This is a genomic window from Aeromonas sp. QDB03 (assembly GCF_027707985.1).
GTDB classification, from domain to species: domain Bacteria; phylum Pseudomonadota; class Gammaproteobacteria; order Enterobacterales; family Aeromonadaceae; genus Aeromonas; species Aeromonas hydrophila.
In genome coordinates this window covers 73,141-88,134 of sequence record NZ_JAPCJG010000004.1, presented here as the reverse complement: position 1 = coordinate 88,134, position 14,994 = coordinate 73,141, and the positions used below count along the sequence as shown (strand labels likewise).

At 63.7% G+C, this 14,994-nt stretch carries 17 protein-coding genes and 1 pseudogene; 7 read left to right on the top strand and 11 right to left on the bottom strand.

The genetic code is table 11. From position 1 onward, the window contains the following. The first annotated feature begins 29 nt into the window (after positions 1-29). On the top strand, positions 30-983 hold the full coding sequence (gene netD / locus PG900_RS11870) for an Nrf-like electron transfer protein NetD (RefSeq protein WP_270831502.1): 954 nt from the start codon (positions 30-32) through the stop codon (positions 981-983). 75 nt (positions 984-1,058) lie between these two features. Here netD and lpxH read toward each other — a convergent pair whose 3' ends face one another. From lpxH to PG900_RS11855, 3 genes are read right to left on the bottom strand one after another with little or no spacing between them, the layout of a single operon-like run. After that, complete coding sequence (lpxH, locus tag PG900_RS11865; protein WP_270831501.1) at positions 1,059-1,784, bottom strand: UDP-2,3-diacylglucosamine diphosphatase; 726 nt, start codon at positions 1,782-1,784, stop codon at positions 1,059-1,061. Continuing rightward, complete coding sequence (locus PG900_RS11860; protein WP_270831500.1) at positions 1,781-2,500, bottom strand: DUF4269 domain-containing protein; 720 nt, start codon at positions 2,498-2,500, stop codon at positions 1,781-1,783. Before PG900_RS11860 ends, lpxH begins: the two co-directional genes overlap by 4 nt. Then, on the bottom strand, positions 2,490-2,987 hold the full coding sequence (locus PG900_RS11855) for a peptidylprolyl isomerase (RefSeq protein ID WP_005302674.1): 498 nt from the start codon (positions 2,985-2,987) through the stop codon (positions 2,490-2,492). The genes PG900_RS11860 and PG900_RS11855 overlap by 11 nt, the downstream gene beginning before the upstream one ends. 190 nt (positions 2,988-3,177) lie before the next feature. Here PG900_RS11855 and cysS point away from each other — a divergent pair, with 190 nt between their 5' ends. After that, on the top strand, positions 3,178-4,554 hold the full coding sequence (gene cysS, locus PG900_RS11850) for a cysteine--tRNA ligase (protein ID WP_270831499.1): 1,377 nt from the start codon (positions 3,178-3,180) through the stop codon (positions 4,552-4,554). 231 nt (positions 4,555-4,785) lie between these two features. On the opposite strand, the gene PG900_RS11845 is transcribed toward cysS, so the two are convergent. Further along, positions 4,786-5,145 carry a lysozyme inhibitor LprI family protein gene (locus PG900_RS11845; RefSeq protein ID WP_270831498.1) on the bottom strand — a complete coding sequence of 120 codons (360 nt, stop codon included), beginning with the start codon at positions 5,143-5,145 and terminating at the stop codon, positions 4,786-4,788. A gap of 95 nt (positions 5,146-5,240) precedes the next feature. Here PG900_RS11845 and PG900_RS11840 point away from each other — a divergent pair, with 95 nt between their 5' ends. Together PG900_RS11840 and PG900_RS11835 are read left to right on the top strand one after the other, a co-directional pair. Beyond that, positions 5,241-5,855: a hypothetical protein gene (locus tag PG900_RS11840; protein ID WP_270831497.1), complete on the top strand. Its 615-nt coding sequence runs from the start codon at positions 5,241-5,243 to the stop codon at positions 5,853-5,855. A gap of 336 nt (positions 5,856-6,191) precedes the next feature. Next, a pseudogene (locus PG900_RS11835) lies at positions 6,192-6,518 on the top strand (GGDEF domain-containing protein); the annotation flags it as partial. A gap of 62 nt (positions 6,519-6,580) precedes the next feature. On the opposite strand, the gene PG900_RS11830 reads toward PG900_RS11835, so the two are convergent. From PG900_RS11830 to PG900_RS11800, 7 genes are all read right to left on the bottom strand, one after another. After that, positions 6,581-7,327 carry a substrate-binding periplasmic protein gene (locus PG900_RS11830; protein WP_043168376.1) on the bottom strand — a complete coding sequence of 249 codons (747 nt, stop codon included), beginning with the start codon at positions 7,325-7,327 and terminating at the stop codon, positions 6,581-6,583. 103 nt (positions 7,328-7,430) lie between these two features. Further along, complete coding sequence (locus PG900_RS11825; RefSeq protein WP_146061253.1) at positions 7,431-8,177, bottom strand: substrate-binding periplasmic protein; 747 nt, start codon at positions 8,175-8,177, stop codon at positions 7,431-7,433. A 73-nt stretch (positions 8,178-8,250) separates the two neighbouring features. After that, entirely contained in the window at positions 8,251-8,748 is a 498-nt protein-coding gene (locus tag PG900_RS11820) for a GDYXXLXY domain-containing protein (RefSeq protein WP_270831496.1), read from the bottom strand. After that, a complete protein-coding gene (locus PG900_RS11815) occupies positions 8,745-9,752 on the bottom strand; it encodes a DUF4401 domain-containing protein (protein ID WP_268015257.1) in 1,008 nt (335 codons plus the stop codon). Before PG900_RS11815 ends, PG900_RS11820 begins: the two co-directional genes overlap by 4 nt. Then, positions 9,745-10,683: a DUF2157 domain-containing protein gene (locus PG900_RS11810; RefSeq protein WP_270831495.1), complete on the bottom strand. Its 939-nt coding sequence runs from the start codon at positions 10,681-10,683 to the stop codon at positions 9,745-9,747. Before PG900_RS11810 ends, PG900_RS11815 begins: the two co-directional genes overlap by 8 nt. Before the next feature lie 203 nt (positions 10,684-10,886). Continuing rightward, on the bottom strand, positions 10,887-11,444 hold the full coding sequence (locus PG900_RS11805) for a TMEM165/GDT1 family protein (protein WP_010633534.1): 558 nt from the start codon (positions 11,442-11,444) through the stop codon (positions 10,887-10,889). Positions 11,445-11,700: 256 nt separating this feature from the next. Further along, on the bottom strand, positions 11,701-12,030 hold the full coding sequence (locus tag PG900_RS11800; RefSeq protein WP_043123987.1) for a translation initiation factor: 330 nt from the start codon (positions 12,028-12,030) through the stop codon (positions 11,701-11,703). Positions 12,031-12,149: 119 nt separating this feature from the next. Between PG900_RS11800 and PG900_RS11795 the strand changes: the two genes are divergently transcribed. The 3 genes from PG900_RS11795 to PG900_RS11785 are packed head-to-tail and all read left to right on the top strand — an operon-like array spanning position 12,150 to position 14,945. Then, entirely contained in the window at positions 12,150-12,377 is a 228-nt protein-coding gene (locus tag PG900_RS11795) for a FeoA family protein (protein WP_005302641.1), read from the top strand. 55 nt (positions 12,378-12,432) lie between these two features. Continuing rightward, positions 12,433-14,706, top strand: coding sequence for a Fe(2+) transporter permease subunit FeoB (gene feoB, locus PG900_RS11790; RefSeq protein ID WP_270831494.1), 2,274 nt, complete (start codon positions 12,433-12,435; stop codon positions 14,704-14,706). Continuing rightward, the gene (locus PG900_RS11785) at positions 14,703-14,945 is read left to right on the top strand and encodes a FeoC-like transcriptional regulator (RefSeq protein WP_011706553.1); all 243 of its coding nucleotides are present in this window, start codon (positions 14,703-14,705) and stop codon (positions 14,943-14,945) included. Before feoB ends, PG900_RS11785 begins: the two co-directional genes overlap by 4 nt. Positions 14,946-14,994: the final 49 nt, after the last annotated feature.

The window sequence follows — 14,994 nt, the reverse complement described above, 5'->3', positions numbered from 1 at the left end:
CGCAGACCGGCTGACGGGAGGGAAGCACCATGTGGCATGATGCGTTTCACTTCGACTCGCTGGTGTGGGATGGCCCCATCGCCATCTACTTGTTCCTGCTCGGTATCTCGGCAGGCTCGGCCACCCTCTCGGTGCTGCTGCGCCGGCAGGGGGCCGGCAGCGAGAGCGGCATCATCAAGGCGACCGCCCTCCTGGCGCCGGTCTCGGTGATCCTGGGGTTACTCATCCTCATCTTCCACCTGGCCTGCCCCTGGACCTTCTGGAAGCTGATGTTCCACTACCAGTTCGACTCCGTGATGTCGATGGGGGTCATGCTGTTTCAGATCTACATGGCGGTGCTGTTCGCCTGGCTGGCGGTGGTGTTCAGAGCCGAGATCGAGGCCTTGCGCCGACGGCTGCTGGCCGACAAGCTCGCCTTTGTAGACGGCCTCATCGGCTGGCTCGCCCGTATCGAGCGGCTGCTGGCACCGCTGTTGCTGCTGCTTGCCGTGCTGCTCGGGGCCTACACCGGCTTTCTGCTCTCCGCCCTCAAGACTTACCCCATGCTCAACAACCCGATCCTGCCGGCGCTGTTTCTGGTCTCCGGCATCAGCTCGGGGGTGGCCTCCACCATCTTGCTGGCGGTCACCCTGTTTCGGGAGGATGGCCACAGCCAGAGGGTGAGCTTCGTGCATCGCTTCGAGCGGCCCATCGTCGCCATCGAGCTGTTCCTGCTGCTCTGCTTCTTCACCGGCCTCTATTTTGGTGGCGGCCAGCGGGAAGCGGCCATGTGGGCGGCCATCGGCGGTGGCTTCTGGTCCCAGGTGTTCTGGTTCGGGGTCATCGGGCTGGGGATCCTGTTGCCCCAGCTGCTGGGGCGGGTGGGCAGTCCGGCCAAGGCCCATCAACCGGCCCGGTTGGCGCTTATCTGCAGCCTGAGTCTGGTGGGAATATTGCTGCTGCGCTACTTCATCCTCTACGCGGGGCAGATGACGATGATGTAGCCGTTATAGAAGTAGATCGCAGGCAAACAAAAGGCGGGATCTTCCCGCCTTTTTTATTGCTGCCAGCTAGCCAATTCAGATCAGCGCGCGTTGCTCGAGGCGCTGCTCGCCGGGGCGACAGACCAGCACCGAGCCCTGCTCGAACCAGTCCCCCAGTACGATGCGCCGCGCCGGGTGGCCGTCGAGGCTGAAGTCGTGGATGGCGGGTCTGTGGGTGTGGCCGTGGATCATCATCCGGCAGTCGTGCTGGCGCAGCATCTCGTCCACCGCCGCCGGGGTCACGTCCATGATGGTCTGGCTCTTGTGGGCATTTTCCATCTGGCTCTGGCCGCGCATCTTGTGGGCGATGGCCTGGCGGCGCGCGAACGGCAGGCGCAGGAACAGCCAGCGCAGCCACTTGAGCTGGGTGATGCGGCGAAACTTCTGGTAGCCCTCATCCAGGGTGCAGAGCAGATCGCCGTGGCTCAGCAGCACCCGCTCGCCGTAGAGTTCGATGACGCACGGATCCCCCAGCAATGTCATGCCGGCGCGCTTGGCAAAGGCCTGGCCCAGCAAGAAGTCGCGGTTGCCGTGAATGAAGTAGAGGGGCACCCCCTGCTGGCTCAGGGCCGCAAAGGCGTCGGCCACCTCGCCGTGGAGGGGATTGGGATCGTCGTCGCCAATCCAGAATTCAAACAGATCGCCCAACACATAGAGGGCATCGGCACCGGGGGCGTCGTGCGCCAGAAAGCGCACCAGGGCGGCGGTCATGTCGGGCCGGTCGGCACACAGGTGAATGTCGCTGATAAAGAGGGTGCTCATGAGAAAGTGCGCTGGGCCCTGTTGAGGTGGCTGGAAGTGGTATTGGAACTGGAAGTGAAATTAGAAGTGAAGTGGGGGCCCATCGCCCTCGGCTGCCACGCCAGTGGGGCAAGCTCGCCGCCCTCCAGGGTGAGCAGTGCGGCATACGGGTCGCCGGCAAGGCCCAGCAAGTGGCACATGGCCGCTTCCCCTTTGAGCCCTTCATCAAGACGCAGGCGCAGCACTTGGTGATAAAACGCCGCGCCGAACTGCTCAAGCAGGGTGGCCATCAGGCTGAGGTGGCGCCAGCCGTTGAGGCGCTCGAGGGGGTCTGGGGTGAGGTAGAGCTCAAGGGGCCAAGGGTGGCCATCTGCGCCGGTGACGCTCTGCTCGGCGAGCCAGATGTCAGCGCCCTTTTGCGCAACCCGCCAGCCTTGTGCTGCCAGCGCCGCTGCAAACGTGGCCGGCTCCGGATGCTGGCAGACGATATCGAGATCGCTGCCGGGGCGGTCGAGCCCGATGGCGACCGTGCTCACCAGCGCCAGGTCGCTGCACTGCGCTGCCAGCGCATCCCACACCCCGGCGGTGAGCAGGGCATGGGCCGAGCGTTGGCGCGGGTTGCCGTGAGCCAGGTAGTCGAGACGGCGCCAGTCGATGGGGCCGGCCTTCGCAGATGGAAAAACTGCGGCCGGGGCCGCAGTCAGTTCATCTCGCAGAAGGCAGAGATCACTCGGCAAGGGTCACCTTGGTGATCACCACGTCTTCGGTCGGCACGTCCTGGTGGATGCGGCCGTAGTTACCGGTCTTGACGCCCTTGATCTTGTTGACCACGTCCATGCCGGCGGTCACTTCACCAAACACGCAGTAGCCAAAACCCTGGGTGGTGGCGGATTTGAAGTCGAGGAAGTCGTTGTTGTTCACGTTGATGAAGAACTGGGCGCTGGCAGAGTGCGGCTCCATGGTGCGAGCCATGGCGATGGTGCCGACCTTGTTGGACAGGCCGTTGGCCGCTTCGTTCTTGATGGGGGCGCGGGTGTCTTTCTCTTCGAAGCCAGGGGCATAGCCGCCGCCCTGGATCATGAAGCCGTCGATGACGCGGTGGAAGATGGTGTTGTCGTAGTGACCGTCACGGCAGTATTGCAGGAAGTTGGCCACGGTTTCCGGGGCTTTTTCAGCGTTCAGGGTGAGGGTGATGTCGCCGTGATTGGTGTGCAGAGTGACCATGATATGTCCTTTCATTTGGTGCGGGCGACCAGGTGCCCGCAGGTGTATGGCATAAAGTGGTGGCAATTCTAGCCCATCAGGGCCCTGCGGCATAGATGGTGCGCCTGATCCGGCACGTTTTCTGCCTCGTTTTCTACGCGCGATGCGGGTAGAATGGCAGGCCATTTTACTCACAGGCAGTGGTCATAAGATGCTGAAGATATACAACACACTCACTCGTCAAAAAGAAGAATTCAAACCTATCCACTCGGGCAAGGTGGGCATGTATGTGTGTGGCGTCACTATCTACGATCACTGTCATATCGGCCACGGCCGCACCTTCGTCGCCTTCGACGTCGTCGCCCGTTACCTGCGCTACAGCGGCTATCAGCTCAACTACGTGCGCAACGTCACCGACGTGGACGACAAGATCATCAAGCGCGCCGCCGAAACCGGCGTCACCTGTGACGATCTGACCGAGCGCCTGATCGGCGACATGCACGCCGACTTCGATGCCCTCGGCATGGTGCGCCCGGACGTCGAGCCGCGCGCCACCCAGCACATCGGCGAGATCATCGAGCTGGTGCAATCCCTGCTGGATAAAGAGCACGCCTACGTGGCCGACAACGGCGATGTGATGTTCATCGTCGACTCCTACGCCGACTACGGCAAGCTCTCCGGTCAGGATCTGGAGCAGTTGCAGGCCGGTGCCCGCGTCGACGTGGTGGATGCCAAGCGCAACCCCCTCGACTTCGTGCTGTGGAAGATGTCCAAGCCGGGCGAGCCGACCTGGGACAGCCCCTGGGGGCCGGGCCGTCCTGGCTGGCACATCGAGTGCTCCGCCATGAACTCCAAGCACCTTGGCAACCACTTCGACATCCACGGCGGCGGCTCCGATCTGCAGTTCCCGCACCACGAGAACGAGATCGCCCAGTCCTGCTGCGCCCACGGTGGCGACTACGTCAACACCTGGATGCACAGCGGCATGGTGATGGTGGATAAAGAGAAGATGTCCAAATCCCTTGGCAACTTCTTCACCATCCGTGACGTGCTGGCTCACTACGACGCCGAAACCGTCCGTTACTTCCTGATGTCTGGCCACTACCGCAGCCAGCTCAACTACTCGGAAGACAACCTGAAGCAGGCTCGCGCCGCACTGGAGCGCATGTACACCGCCCTGCGGGATCTGCCGGTGGCCGCTGCGGTCGGTGGCGACGAGCAGGTGGCTCGCTTCAAGGAAGCGATGGACGATGACTTCAACACCCCGGAAGCCTACTCCGCCCTGTTCGACCTGGTGCGCGAGATCAATCGCCAGAAGGGTGAAGACATGGCCGTTGCCGCCGGTCTCGGTGCCCGCCTGCGTGAGCTGGGCGCCGTGCTCGGCATCCTGCAGCAGGACCCGGATGCTTTCCTCAAGGGTGACGAAGCGGACGAAGAGGTTGCCGAAATCGAGCAACTGATCGCCCAGCGCAATCAGGCCCGTGCCGACAAGAACTGGGCTGCCGCCGATGCCGCCCGCAACCGTCTCACCGAGATGGGTATCGTGCTGGAAGACAGCGCTGGCAAAACCAGCTGGCGCCGTGCCTAAGGCCGGTGGCCTGTTAGGCCAACCGGTTGAGCCAATAAAAAAACCGCAGCCCTAGGGCTGCGGTTTTTGTTTGTAGCCTGCCGAAGCCTCGGCATCCTGCGATCTGATCCCCTCGCCCCTAGGGGGAGAGGGTTAGGGTGAGGGGGGCTCATGTCATTACTCGCCGGAGTGCCGCTAAACCGTTTGTTTCTAGACCCCCAAGTTCATACCTAACCTGGTTGGAGCCTCTGATTATGGCTGGTCCAGCAGTGCGTTCAGGTCTTTGGTGCGCAGCTCGGTGAGATTGGTGAGGCAACTGCTATGTACGAGGGGCGCAATAGTCCCTCCTTCATAGACACCTGCCTCGTAACGGCATTGTGCATCACGAAATGTGATCCAAGCGCGCTGTGCTGTTTTCAGCCTGCCAAGTTGGTCTTTATCAAGCGTTGCAACCAGCTTCCTGTAGGCGGCGTTGAGCTTGACATCGGCCTGCTGGTAATCCTGAAACGCACAGATGTTCATGTCGGTTTGTGTCACCGGCGCAGTACAATCCTGCTCGGCCTGAACGGCAGTGGTTGCCAGCAAGAGCAACAGGGCGGGATAGAGTCTCAAGAGGCTGTTCCTTTGTGGTAGCGAGAGGGCCAATATACGGCATAAACCGGCCCGATGGCGGCTCTGTTTTTCAAGAATAACAAGGAGATGACCTCATGAAGCTGAACTTGGGTCCGTTTCTCGCCCTGCCTATGCTGGCGTCCGGGCTGCCTGTGGCTGCCACTGCCCCCGATATGCAGGCCCAAGCTCGCGCCAAGGTGGCCGAGTTTCTGGTCTGGGAACGCGAGGTCAAACCGAGCGGCCTCTATCAGAGCGATCTTGGTGGCGCGCTACCCACTATCGTCTCCCCCGAGCTGCTCTGCCTGCTCAATGCCGCCTCCAAGGCGCGCGAAATAGCCACTCGCGAGGCCCCCGACGAGAAGCCCCCCTTTGTCGAGGGCAACCCCTTCCTGCCCAACGCCTGGGATAACCTGCTGGGCTCTGAGATCCTCTCGTCGCGCACCATCGTCGGCAGCAGGGATCGCAGCGAGGTCAAGGTGCGCTTCACCTTTGGCGAGCCGGGCACCCAGCTAGACGCCCCTAGCGGCACCTACCGTTTTGTCAGCACCTATCTGGTGCAGGACGGGCCGCAAGGCGCCCGCATCACCGATATCGACGCTGGCGGCAGCTGCGACTTCTGCCAATCCGGCAGCCTGCGCGCCGCCCTCTATGAGACGCTCACCACCTATCCCGCTGCAGGAGGAGAGCAGTGCAAGGGGTTGGGGAAATAGTTTTTTAGCCTGAGTTAAAAAGTGTTTGGGGAATAGAAATAAAAACCGCAGCTCAAGGCTGCGGCTTTTTTTCGTGGTTTGCCGAAGCCTCGGCATCCTTCGCTCAGATCCCCTCTCCCCTTGCGGGAGAGGGCCATGGTGAGGGGACTAACGTTATTCCTTGGCTGAATGTCGTCCCACGCCTTAATGGCATGGCTTCGCCATGCAGGACGCGAGGGCTTTGCCCTCGAAGAGGTTTCGCCGCCGCTGCGCGGCTTGGCGAGTGACTTTGGAAAGACCCAAAGTCACCAAAGGTCTTCTCCCCCGGCAAACCGCCCGCTTCGCGGGTTCCCTCGTCTCGTCCAACGGGTCGCCGGCGCGCTGTCAACCGTGCTGCGCGGCAGCGATCTGCTGGCGCGGGTGGGGGGCGACGAGTTCGTGGCGGTGGGGATGGGGCCGCAGTGTGGCGAAGAGACGCGGGAGGCGGCGGTGCAGGGCTTTCAGCGCAGGTTGTTCGAGGCGAGCCTGGTGCAGCTCGAGGTGCCCGCCGGCCTGCTGCACTACCCCGGCGCCAGCGTGGGGGTGGTGGCCATCGATCCGGCCAGCAGCACGGTGGACGAGGCGCTGAGGCTGGCCGATGCCTGCATGTACGAGGTCAAGCGCCAGCGCCGGCGGCCGAGCTGACTGCGCAGGCGAAAACAGGCAAACAAAAGGGGCCCCGGCGGGCCCCTTTTTCATGCCGCCCCTCAGCGGGCGGGGAAGTACTTGGCCTGGATCTGCTGGAACTCGCTGCTGGCCAGCACCTGGGTCAGGCCGCTCTGGAACTCCTTGACCAGTTCGTCGCTCACCGGGTGGCTGAAGGCGAAGCAGAACTGCTCCGAGCTCAGCATCCAGAACACCTTGAACTGGGCGGGATCCAGCTGCTGGGAGGCGATCAGATCCAGCATGGTGGTCTTGTTGGTGGAGATAAGATCGACCCGGCCCGAGGTGAGCATCTTGAGTGCCTGGGGCAGGCGGTTGGCGGTCATGATCTTCTGCTCGTCAAAGCCGTTGTTGAGCAGCAGCTGCTCCCCCACGTCGGCCCGCACCGCCCCTATGTTGTACTTTTCGGCATCCTCCAGCTTGGCGATGGTGACCGGGCTCTTGGCCAGCCCCATCAGCACGATTTCGGCATAGCCGATGGGACAGGCCCACTTGAACAGCGGATCCCGCGCCTCGGTGCGGGCGGTGGAGAAGAGCACCACGTTGGGTTTCTGGGTCAGCAAGTAGTAACCCCGCGCCCAGGGCATGATGGTGATGGGCTGCTGCGGGGTGTTGGTCTTCTGCCAGACCTGCTGCAGCAGCTCGACGGCGAGCCCGGTGGGGGCGCCGGATTCGTTGGAGAAGTTGTAGGGTTTGTACTCTTCGGTGAGGTAGTGCAGCTTGCCAAGCTCCGGGCTGGCCTGGGCGAGGGTGACAAACGCGAGCGCGGCGAATCCAATCCATTTTTTCATGTTGGCCATCCTGGTGGGGTGTAGCGTCATTCTCAAGTGTTATCAAAGCCCGTCAAATCGCCACTCACGGCGTACTTTCGGTGGAAGGTAACCTTGGCCTTGCTCAGGGTACGGACAGGTATTTGAGCTGCAGCCGCTGATATTCCGAAGAGGCGAGCGCCTGGGTGAGGGCGCGCTGGAACTGCTTGATGACGCCGTCATCCACCTGGCGACTGAAGGCGTAGCAGAGCTCCTCGGCATCCAGCACGAAGGCCACCGTGAAGTCATTGGCATCGAGCTGCAGCGCCTTGATGGCGTCATAACCCGCCAGCTTGCCGGTGGCCAGCAGATCGGCGCGACCCGACACCAGCATCTTCAGCGCCTGGCTCAGCCGGTTGGCGGAGATGATGCGGCTCTCGTCCATGCCGCGGTTGAGCAGCAGCTGTTCGGAGGCATCGGCGCGCACGGCGCTGATGCGGTAGTCGTTGATCTGCTCGACGGCGCTGAGGGTGAGGGGGCGGCGCTTGTGGGCCAGCAGCACGTACTCGGAGTAGCCGATGGGGCACACCCACTTGAACAGGGGGTCGCGGGTGTCGGTGCGGGCGGTGGAGAAGAGCACCACGTTGGGTTTCTGGGTCAGCAGGTAGTAACCCCGCGCCCAGGGCAGGATGCGAATGGGTTGGGCGGGGGTCTGGGTGCGCTGCCAGATCAGCTGCAGCAGATCCACCGCCAGTCCGCCGGGCTGACCGCTCTGGTCGGTGAAGTTGTAGGGGGGATACTCCTCGCTCAGGTACTCCAGCTTGCCGAGCTCGGCCTGCGCCGTGCCAAGGCATGACAACAGCAGCAGGCAACCGCAAAACCTTATCCTCATGGGTATTCCTTGGTATAGCGCGGGCAATCCATCTTGCCCTAGTGTGGGCAAAAAAGCCTGATATTGCCAGTAGTTACCAGCGCGCTCTGGTATTTCCCACCGGTTTTAGCTGCTCATCGCGCAGCCCCACCAAGAGCGCCTTGCCGCTCTCCTGCAGGCGAAATTCGCCGTAGCGCGCCGCCTCGTACTGCTCGCCGGTGCCCTCTTCGAAAAAGTAGGCGTCGGGGCCGATGAGCCACTGGCCATCGCTGCGGCGCACCTGCAGCCGCCGCTCATCGCGGGCCAGCTGATCCGGCTTGCCCCCTTCCACCCAGCTGGCGATCTGCTGCTCGTCGAGGCGGATCACCAGGGTGTCGGCGGGGGCCTCATCTTGTTGCTGGTTGCCAAGCTGGCGGGCCAGCTCGTAGTTGAGGCGCATGTAATCCCCCTGCATCAGGGAGCGGGGGTCGACCGGGGCGAGGCGCAGCAGCACCACCTCGCCGCTGCTCATGGCGCGCTCGTAGCGCCAGACGGTGACGTTGATGGCCGCCAGGATGGCGAGGCCGGTCAGCAGCAGGGCGAGTCGTCTCATGAGGGGCTCCGCAGGCTCAGCCGTTTGAGCAGCTGGCGGGCGCCGAGCAGCAGGGCGCCCGAGCCCAGCAGCAGCCAGGATTTGGTCATCAGGGTCAGCCCCAGATCGTAGTAATAGAGGGAGCCGAAGCCGACCAGCAGCAAGCCGGCCAGGGTCATCAGACCGACGCTGCCGGCATAGAAGCCGAGCACCAGCACCAGGGCGCCGGCCCCCATGCCGGGGATGAGGGCGCTGATCAGCACCAGCGGCAGCCCGTACAGCAGCGGCAGTTTCAGCCTGATCATGAGCCCCAGCAGCAGGGCGGCACAGAGCAGCGGGTTGAGCCAGAGCGGCAGACGGGAGTAGCCCAGCTCGTCGAGCATGCTGGCGCTGCCGTCCCACAGCGGGTGGTGCAGGCGCCCCAGCACCAGGAGGGAGAGCGCCAGCCCCAGGGTGAGGGATTCATAGAGCTGATGGCGCAGTGGATCGCGCTCGGCCTGCAGCCAGCAGAGGGCCACCGCCGTCATCACCAGCGGCAGGGCCAGCAGTTGCAGGCCGAGGCAGGCGAGGGCAAGCGCGAGCAGGATGGCGGCGGCGAAGCTGTGAAACAGCCGGATCAGCCAGTGCTCGAACAGGGCGGCGATGGCCAGCGACAGCAGGGCGAGGCCGAACCAGAGCGGAGCCGAGTGCAGATCCAGCCGATCGAGCAGGCCGTAGAGCAGCCAGGCGTCGCCGGCCAGCGCCAGCGCCAGCACGAACTGATCCCACAGATCGCTGCGGGTGGCGAAGCGGTTGAGGCAAAAGGCGATGACCATCAGCACGACGCCCATCAGCAGGGCGCTGTCGGCATCCCGGGTGAGCTGGGAGAACGACATGAACAGGAAGAACAGCAGGAACAGGGCGGCAATCCAGCCCACCATGCCGAGCAGAAAGCGGCTCGACCAGTGGGGCTGGTCGTCCCGGGGGGCATCCCCTTCCACCAGTTGTGCCTGTTGCAGTCGCTGCCAGGGGGTCAGATCACTCATGGGGCCTCCGTTGTTGTTGCAGCCAGCGGCTGGCCGCCACCGACAGGCCGATGGCGATGAGGCAGAGCAGCAGGAAGCCGTCCACGTCCGGCTCCATCCATTTGCCGAGCGCGGTCAGCAGCACCACGATGAGGCTCAGGCAACCCATGGCGAGCCCGGCGATGAATCTGTGGTGCCAGCGCAGGTAGGCGGCCGCCAGCCAGCCGAGCCAGGCCGGCCAGACCCAGGGGGAGGCGACATCGAACAGTGCCAGCAGGGTGAGCAGGGTGACGCCGAAACCGGCGGCCAGCCCCGCTAGCCAGGAGGGCATCAGCCGGTAGCGGGCGGGCACCAGCAGCAATATGCCCCAGAGGACGGCATTGAACAGGGTCAGGCACCAGCCGAGGGCCTCCTCGCTGAAGGCGAACAAGAAGTTGAACAGCCCGAGCCGCCAGTAGAGCACCAGCGCCAGCTGGCCGAGCAGCCAGCTCAAGGTCCACAGCAGCGGGCTCTGACTGAGCGCCGCCAGCGGCAGCAGCATCAGCGCCCAGGTGGCAAACAGCTGCCAGGGATCGGCACCGGTCTGGTAGGTCTGCCCCACCAGCGCCAGCAGGGCGCCGATGTTGAGGGCGATGGCGAGCAGCAGCGCCTGGCGCTGGCTGTCGGCGAGGGGCTTGCGCCACAGCAACAGCAGCATGGCGAGCAGCGGCAGCTCCAGCAGCGCGAGGCGCGAGAGGCGGCCCAGCTCCTGCCAGTTGAAGGCGACGAAGAACACCAGGCCGGCGCCCAGACACAGGCTGCCAAGCCAGAGCAGCAGCCGATCGAACAGCCACTGCCAGCGGGCAGGGCCGGGGGGCAGCTCGCACAGGGCGAGGGCGGCGGGCAGGCTGGTCCGATCGAGGCGTCCACGCCTGACCCAGTCGAGCAGCGTCTGTCTTGAAGTGAAGTGCATGGGATGCTCCATCAGGTTTGCCGCATTATGCCACGGGCATGGCGCCGATTGGCAGCCCCCGTCTGCGGGCGCGACCAGCCCGGCAAGCGGGTGCAAAAAAGCCCCGCCAAAGGGCGGGGCTTGCTTGCAAGGACACGACATAGGCGCGGGAGTGGCGTCGGCAAGTGCTCACCCTTGCCTCGCCACCTTCTGATCCGGCCGGGTCAGGCGAACAGCAGGGTGCTTACCCCGAGGCCCACGAACAGGATGGCGCAGGCGATGCGGATCCCCTTGAGCGGCAGGCGATCGGCCCCCAGCTTGCCAAGCAGCACCACCGGTACGTTGGCCAGCATCATGCCGAGGGTGGTGCCGGTGATGACCTGGGTCAGCGAGTCGTACTTGGCCGCCAGCAGCACGGTGGCGATCTGGGTCTTGTCGCCGATCTCGGCGATGAAGAACAGCACGAAGGTGGCCATGAAGGGACCGTATTTGTCGAGCGGGCTCTCCTCGTCGTCCATCTTGTCCGGCACCAGGATCCAGGCGGCCATGGCGATGAAGGCACCGGCCACCAGGTAGGTCATCACCTTGGGATCGAGCCAGCGGCTGATGAACTCGCCAAGCCAGGCGGCGCCGGCGTGGTTGAGCAGGGTGGCTGCCAGCATGCCGGCGATGATGGGCCAGGGCTTGCGAAAACGACAGATGAGCAACAGCGCCAGCAGCTGGGTCTTGTCGCCGATTTCGGCGATGGCCACGCTGAGGGTTGAGGTTAACAAGGCTTCCATAAAAATGACCGGGGGACGGAATTGTTATACCTGAGACAAGCCTGCGCCATCCGTCCCCGGTATTGGCACTGGCCCGTCAAAGGTCTTGTCAAATCCGCGGCTGGCGTGGATCACCCTGACCATGGTGAGTTGGCACCAAGTATGTTGATCAGGGTCGCGAACCGGTTTGGGGCCGGCTGGCGAGACTACTCCCCCTCGATGGGAGCGGGCATTCTAGGGAAAAAGCGAAAGTGACGCAAGCCGGGCGGCGCGGGGATCAGCCGCCCACCAGCTTGACGCTGAAACCGGCCTTCTCGAGCTCGGCCTTGATCAGATCCCGTTTGTCCCCCTGGATCTCGATCACCCCCTCTTTCAGGCCGCCGCCGGTGCCGCACTTTTTCTTGAGCAGGGTGGCGAGGCTCTTTTGCTGTTCGGCCGGGACGCCGTGGATGGTGATGACCCCGGCGCCCTTGCGCCCCTTGGTTTCGCGGCGGATGCGCACAACCCCGTCGGTGGGGAAGGGGGAGGCGGATTGCGGCTGGCTCTGTTCTTTGATGATGCCGCCGTCCGTGCTGTAAACCAGGCGGCTGTTGTTGTCGTGACTCATGGCAGTTATTTGTGGGTTAGCTAAGCGGAGTTTGATTTTACTCAAATAAGCGTTGAAAACACGGATTATAATGCCCCAAGTAAAAGAGAATTATTATTGTTTAACTTCAGGAGTCAGTCATGGTACTCGCGCAGTTGTCACCGGGACAGAGTGCTCGCATCAAGAACATGAATCAATTGACCCGTCCCCTGCGGCGCAAGCTGATGGTGATGGGCTTGTTGCCCCAGACTGAAGTCATCTATTTGCGCGCGGCCCCGCTCGGGGATCCGCTGCAGATCCAGTGCCAAGGGATCTGCCTCTCCATGCAAAAAAGCCTTGCCCAGCAAATCGAGGTCGAGCCGGTATGAAATACACCTCACACAACAATCGTCTTGGTCAAAGCACTATCGAGGTTGAACCGGTATGAACTACTCCCTGGTAACCGTCGGCAACCCCAATAGCGGCAAGACCTCCCTGTTCAACGCCCTGACCGGGGCCCGCCAGCAGGTGGGCAACTGGAGCGGCGTCACCGTCGACAAGAAGATGGGCGAATTCAGCGCCCAGGGCCACGACTACAAACTGATGGACCTGCCCGGCATCTACAGCCTGGCCAACCAGGAGGGGAGCCTGGACGAGCAGATCGCCAGCCGCTTCGTGGAAGGCCAGCAGCCGGATCTGCTGCTCAACGTCATCGACGCCGCCAACCTGGAGCGCTCCCTCTACCTCACGCTGCAACTGCGCGAGCTGGGGCTGCCCATGGTGGTGGTGCTCAACAAGATGGACATCCTGCAAAAGCGGCGTATCACCATCGACGAGAGCAAGCTCGCCAACACCCTCGGCTGCCCGGTGGTGGCCCTCTCGGCCCACAACCGCCAGCAGGTTGTCGCCTTCAAGCACCAGATCCAGCAGTTCATCGGCCAGCCGCAGCCGGCGCTGTTGCTGGACTACGGCCATGAGCTTGAAAAAGATCTGGCGGAGCTTGAAACCCTGCTTGCCCCGCACCACCTCACCACCCGTGGCCGCGCCTTGCGCCTGCTGGAAGAGGATGCGGTGATGCAGGAGACCCTGCTGCCCGGCCAGCAGGCCGCCGCCGCCAACGTGGTGGCCCGCGCTCACCACGGGCAGGACGTGGACCTGCAACTGGCGGATATCCGTTACGGCCACATCCACCAGTGGGCCGCCCAGGCGTGCCAGCAGAAGGGCAAGCTCACCGCCGCCCAGAGCGAGCGGCTCGATCGGGTGCTGCTCAACCGCTGGTTCGGCATCCCCTTCTTCCTGCTGGTGATGTACCTGATGTTCATGTTCGCCATCAAGGTGGGCAGCGCCTTCATCGACTTCTTCGACATCATGGGCGGCGCCCTGTTTGTCGATGGCGTCCACCACCTGTTGGGGCTGATCCATGCGCCAGACTGGCTGGGGGCCATCCTGGCGGACGGCTTCGGGGTCGGCTTGCAGACCGTCGCCACCTTTATCCCGGTGATCGGCTGCCTCTACCTGTTCCTGGCGGTGCTGGAGAGCTCCGGCTACCTGGCCCGCGCCGCCTTTGTGGTGGATGCCCTGATGCGTCGCCTCGGCCTGCCGGGCAAGGCGTTCGTCCCCATGCTGATGGGCTTTGGCTGCACCGTGCCCTCTGTGATGGCGACCCGCACCCTCAACTCCGAGCGCGAGCGGCTGATGACCTCGGCCATGGCTCCCTTCATGTCGTGCGGTGCCCGTCTGCCGGTTTACGCCCTGTTCGCGGTGGCCTTCTTCCCCGAGTCTGGCCAGAACCTGGTGTTCGGCCTCTACCTCATCGGCATCCTGGTGGCGGTGCTCACCGGCCTGTTGCTGCGCAGCACCCTGCTGCCGGGCAAGAGCGACTCCATGCTGATGGAGATGCCGGACTACGAGTGGCCGCGCCCGGTCAACGTCGGCATCAAGACCTGGCAGAAGCTCAAGTCCTTCGTGTTCGGCGCCGGTAAAACCATAGTTCTGGTAGTCGCCGTGCTGAGTGTGCTCAACTCGCTCGGCACCGACGGCAGCTTCGGTCACCAAGACCAAGAAAGCTCTGTGCTGAGCAAAATCAGCCAGGCGGTGACCCCGGTGCTGCACCCCATCGGCGTGCGCGATGACAACTGGCAGGCCACGGTCGGCATCGTGACCGGCATCTTCGCCAAAGAGGCGGTGGTCGGTACCCTCAACAGCCTCTACGCCGGCAGCGGCGACGGGGAAGAGGAGGCGAGCGAGTTCTCCTTGGTAAGCAGCTTCCAGGAGGCGATCGCCGCGGTCGCCACCAATCTGGCCGACATCGACCCGACCGACCCCATGGGGCTGGCGGTGGGCAACCTGGATGACCAGAAAGCCGCCGCCGAGGCGCAGGAGGTGGACGTCTCCACCTATGGCAACATGCAGAGCCACTTCGATGGCGCTGCCGGTGCCTTCGCCTACCTGTTGTTCGTGCTGCTCTACATGCCCTGCGCCGCCGCCATGGGCGCCCTGGTGCGGGAGACCGGCCGCCAGTGGGCCCTGCTGACCGCCGCCTGGTGCAACTACATGGCCTTCATGTGCGCCACCGTCTTCTATCAGCTGGCCACCTTTGCCGCGCACCCCGAGCAGAGTCTGTTCTGGGTGGCGAGTTACGGCGGCTCCCTGCTGCTGCTCTGGTGGGCCGGTCGTCGCCACGGCGACATCGTGGCCCGCAAGGTGGTGACCCTATGATCCTGCGCGAGCTGGGGGAGTACCTCGCCGCGCAGCAGAAGGTGAGCCGGCGCGAGCTGGCCCGCCACTTCCACACCTCGGAAGATGCGGTGGAGGCCATGCTCGGCGTCTGGATGCGCAAGGGGCGGGTCGCCAAGCGGGAGACTCAGGTGTGCGGCGGCTCCTGCTGCGGCAAGAGCCAGGAGGTGATGTTCGAGTGGTGCGAGCCGGGCCAGATTGGTCTGGTGCAAAAGGGCTGAGCTCACGCCCGAACCCCCGCGTTCAGATATAAAAAAGACCCGCCACTGG

Excerpts from the sequence above, each read along its gene's own strand:
- netD (WP_270831502.1), top strand. The coding sequence starts at position 30 with ATGTGGCATGATGCGTTTCACTTCGACTCGCTGGTGTGGGATGGCCCC.
- lpxH (WP_270831501.1), bottom strand. The coding sequence starts at position 1,784 with ATGAGCACCCTCTTTATCAGCGACATTCACCTGTGTGCCGACCGGCCC.
- PG900_RS11855 (WP_005302674.1), bottom strand. The coding sequence starts at position 2,987 with ATGGTCACTCTGCACACCAATCACGGCGACATCACCCTCACCCTGAAC.
- cysS (WP_270831499.1), top strand. The coding sequence starts at position 3,178 with ATGCTGAAGATATACAACACACTCACTCGTCAAAAAGAAGAATTCAAA.
- PG900_RS11840 (WP_270831497.1), top strand. The coding sequence starts at position 5,241 with ATGAAGCTGAACTTGGGTCCGTTTCTCGCCCTGCCTATGCTGGCGTCC.
- PG900_RS11830 (WP_043168376.1), bottom strand. The coding sequence starts at position 7,327 with ATGAAAAAATGGATTGGATTCGCCGCGCTCGCGTTTGTCACCCTCGCC.
- PG900_RS11825 (WP_146061253.1), bottom strand. The coding sequence starts at position 8,177 with ATGAGGATAAGGTTTTGCGGTTGCCTGCTGCTGTTGTCATGCCTTGGC.
- PG900_RS11820 (WP_270831496.1), bottom strand. The coding sequence starts at position 8,748 with ATGAGACGACTCGCCCTGCTGCTGACCGGCCTCGCCATCCTGGCGGCC.
- PG900_RS11815 (WP_268015257.1), bottom strand. The coding sequence starts at position 9,752 with ATGAGTGATCTGACCCCCTGGCAGCGACTGCAACAGGCACAACTGGTG.
- PG900_RS11810 (WP_270831495.1), bottom strand. The coding sequence starts at position 10,683 with ATGCACTTCACTTCAAGACAGACGCTGCTCGACTGGGTCAGGCGTGGA.
- PG900_RS11805 (WP_010633534.1), bottom strand. The coding sequence starts at position 11,444 with ATGGAAGCCTTGTTAACCTCAACCCTCAGCGTGGCCATCGCCGAAATC.
- PG900_RS11800 (WP_043123987.1), bottom strand. The coding sequence starts at position 12,030 with ATGAGTCACGACAACAACAGCCGCCTGGTTTACAGCACGGACGGCGGC.
- PG900_RS11795 (WP_005302641.1), top strand. The coding sequence starts at position 12,150 with ATGGTACTCGCGCAGTTGTCACCGGGACAGAGTGCTCGCATCAAGAAC.
- feoB (WP_270831494.1), top strand. The coding sequence starts at position 12,433 with ATGAACTACTCCCTGGTAACCGTCGGCAACCCCAATAGCGGCAAGACC.
- PG900_RS11785 (WP_011706553.1), top strand. The coding sequence starts at position 14,703 with ATGATCCTGCGCGAGCTGGGGGAGTACCTCGCCGCGCAGCAGAAGGTG.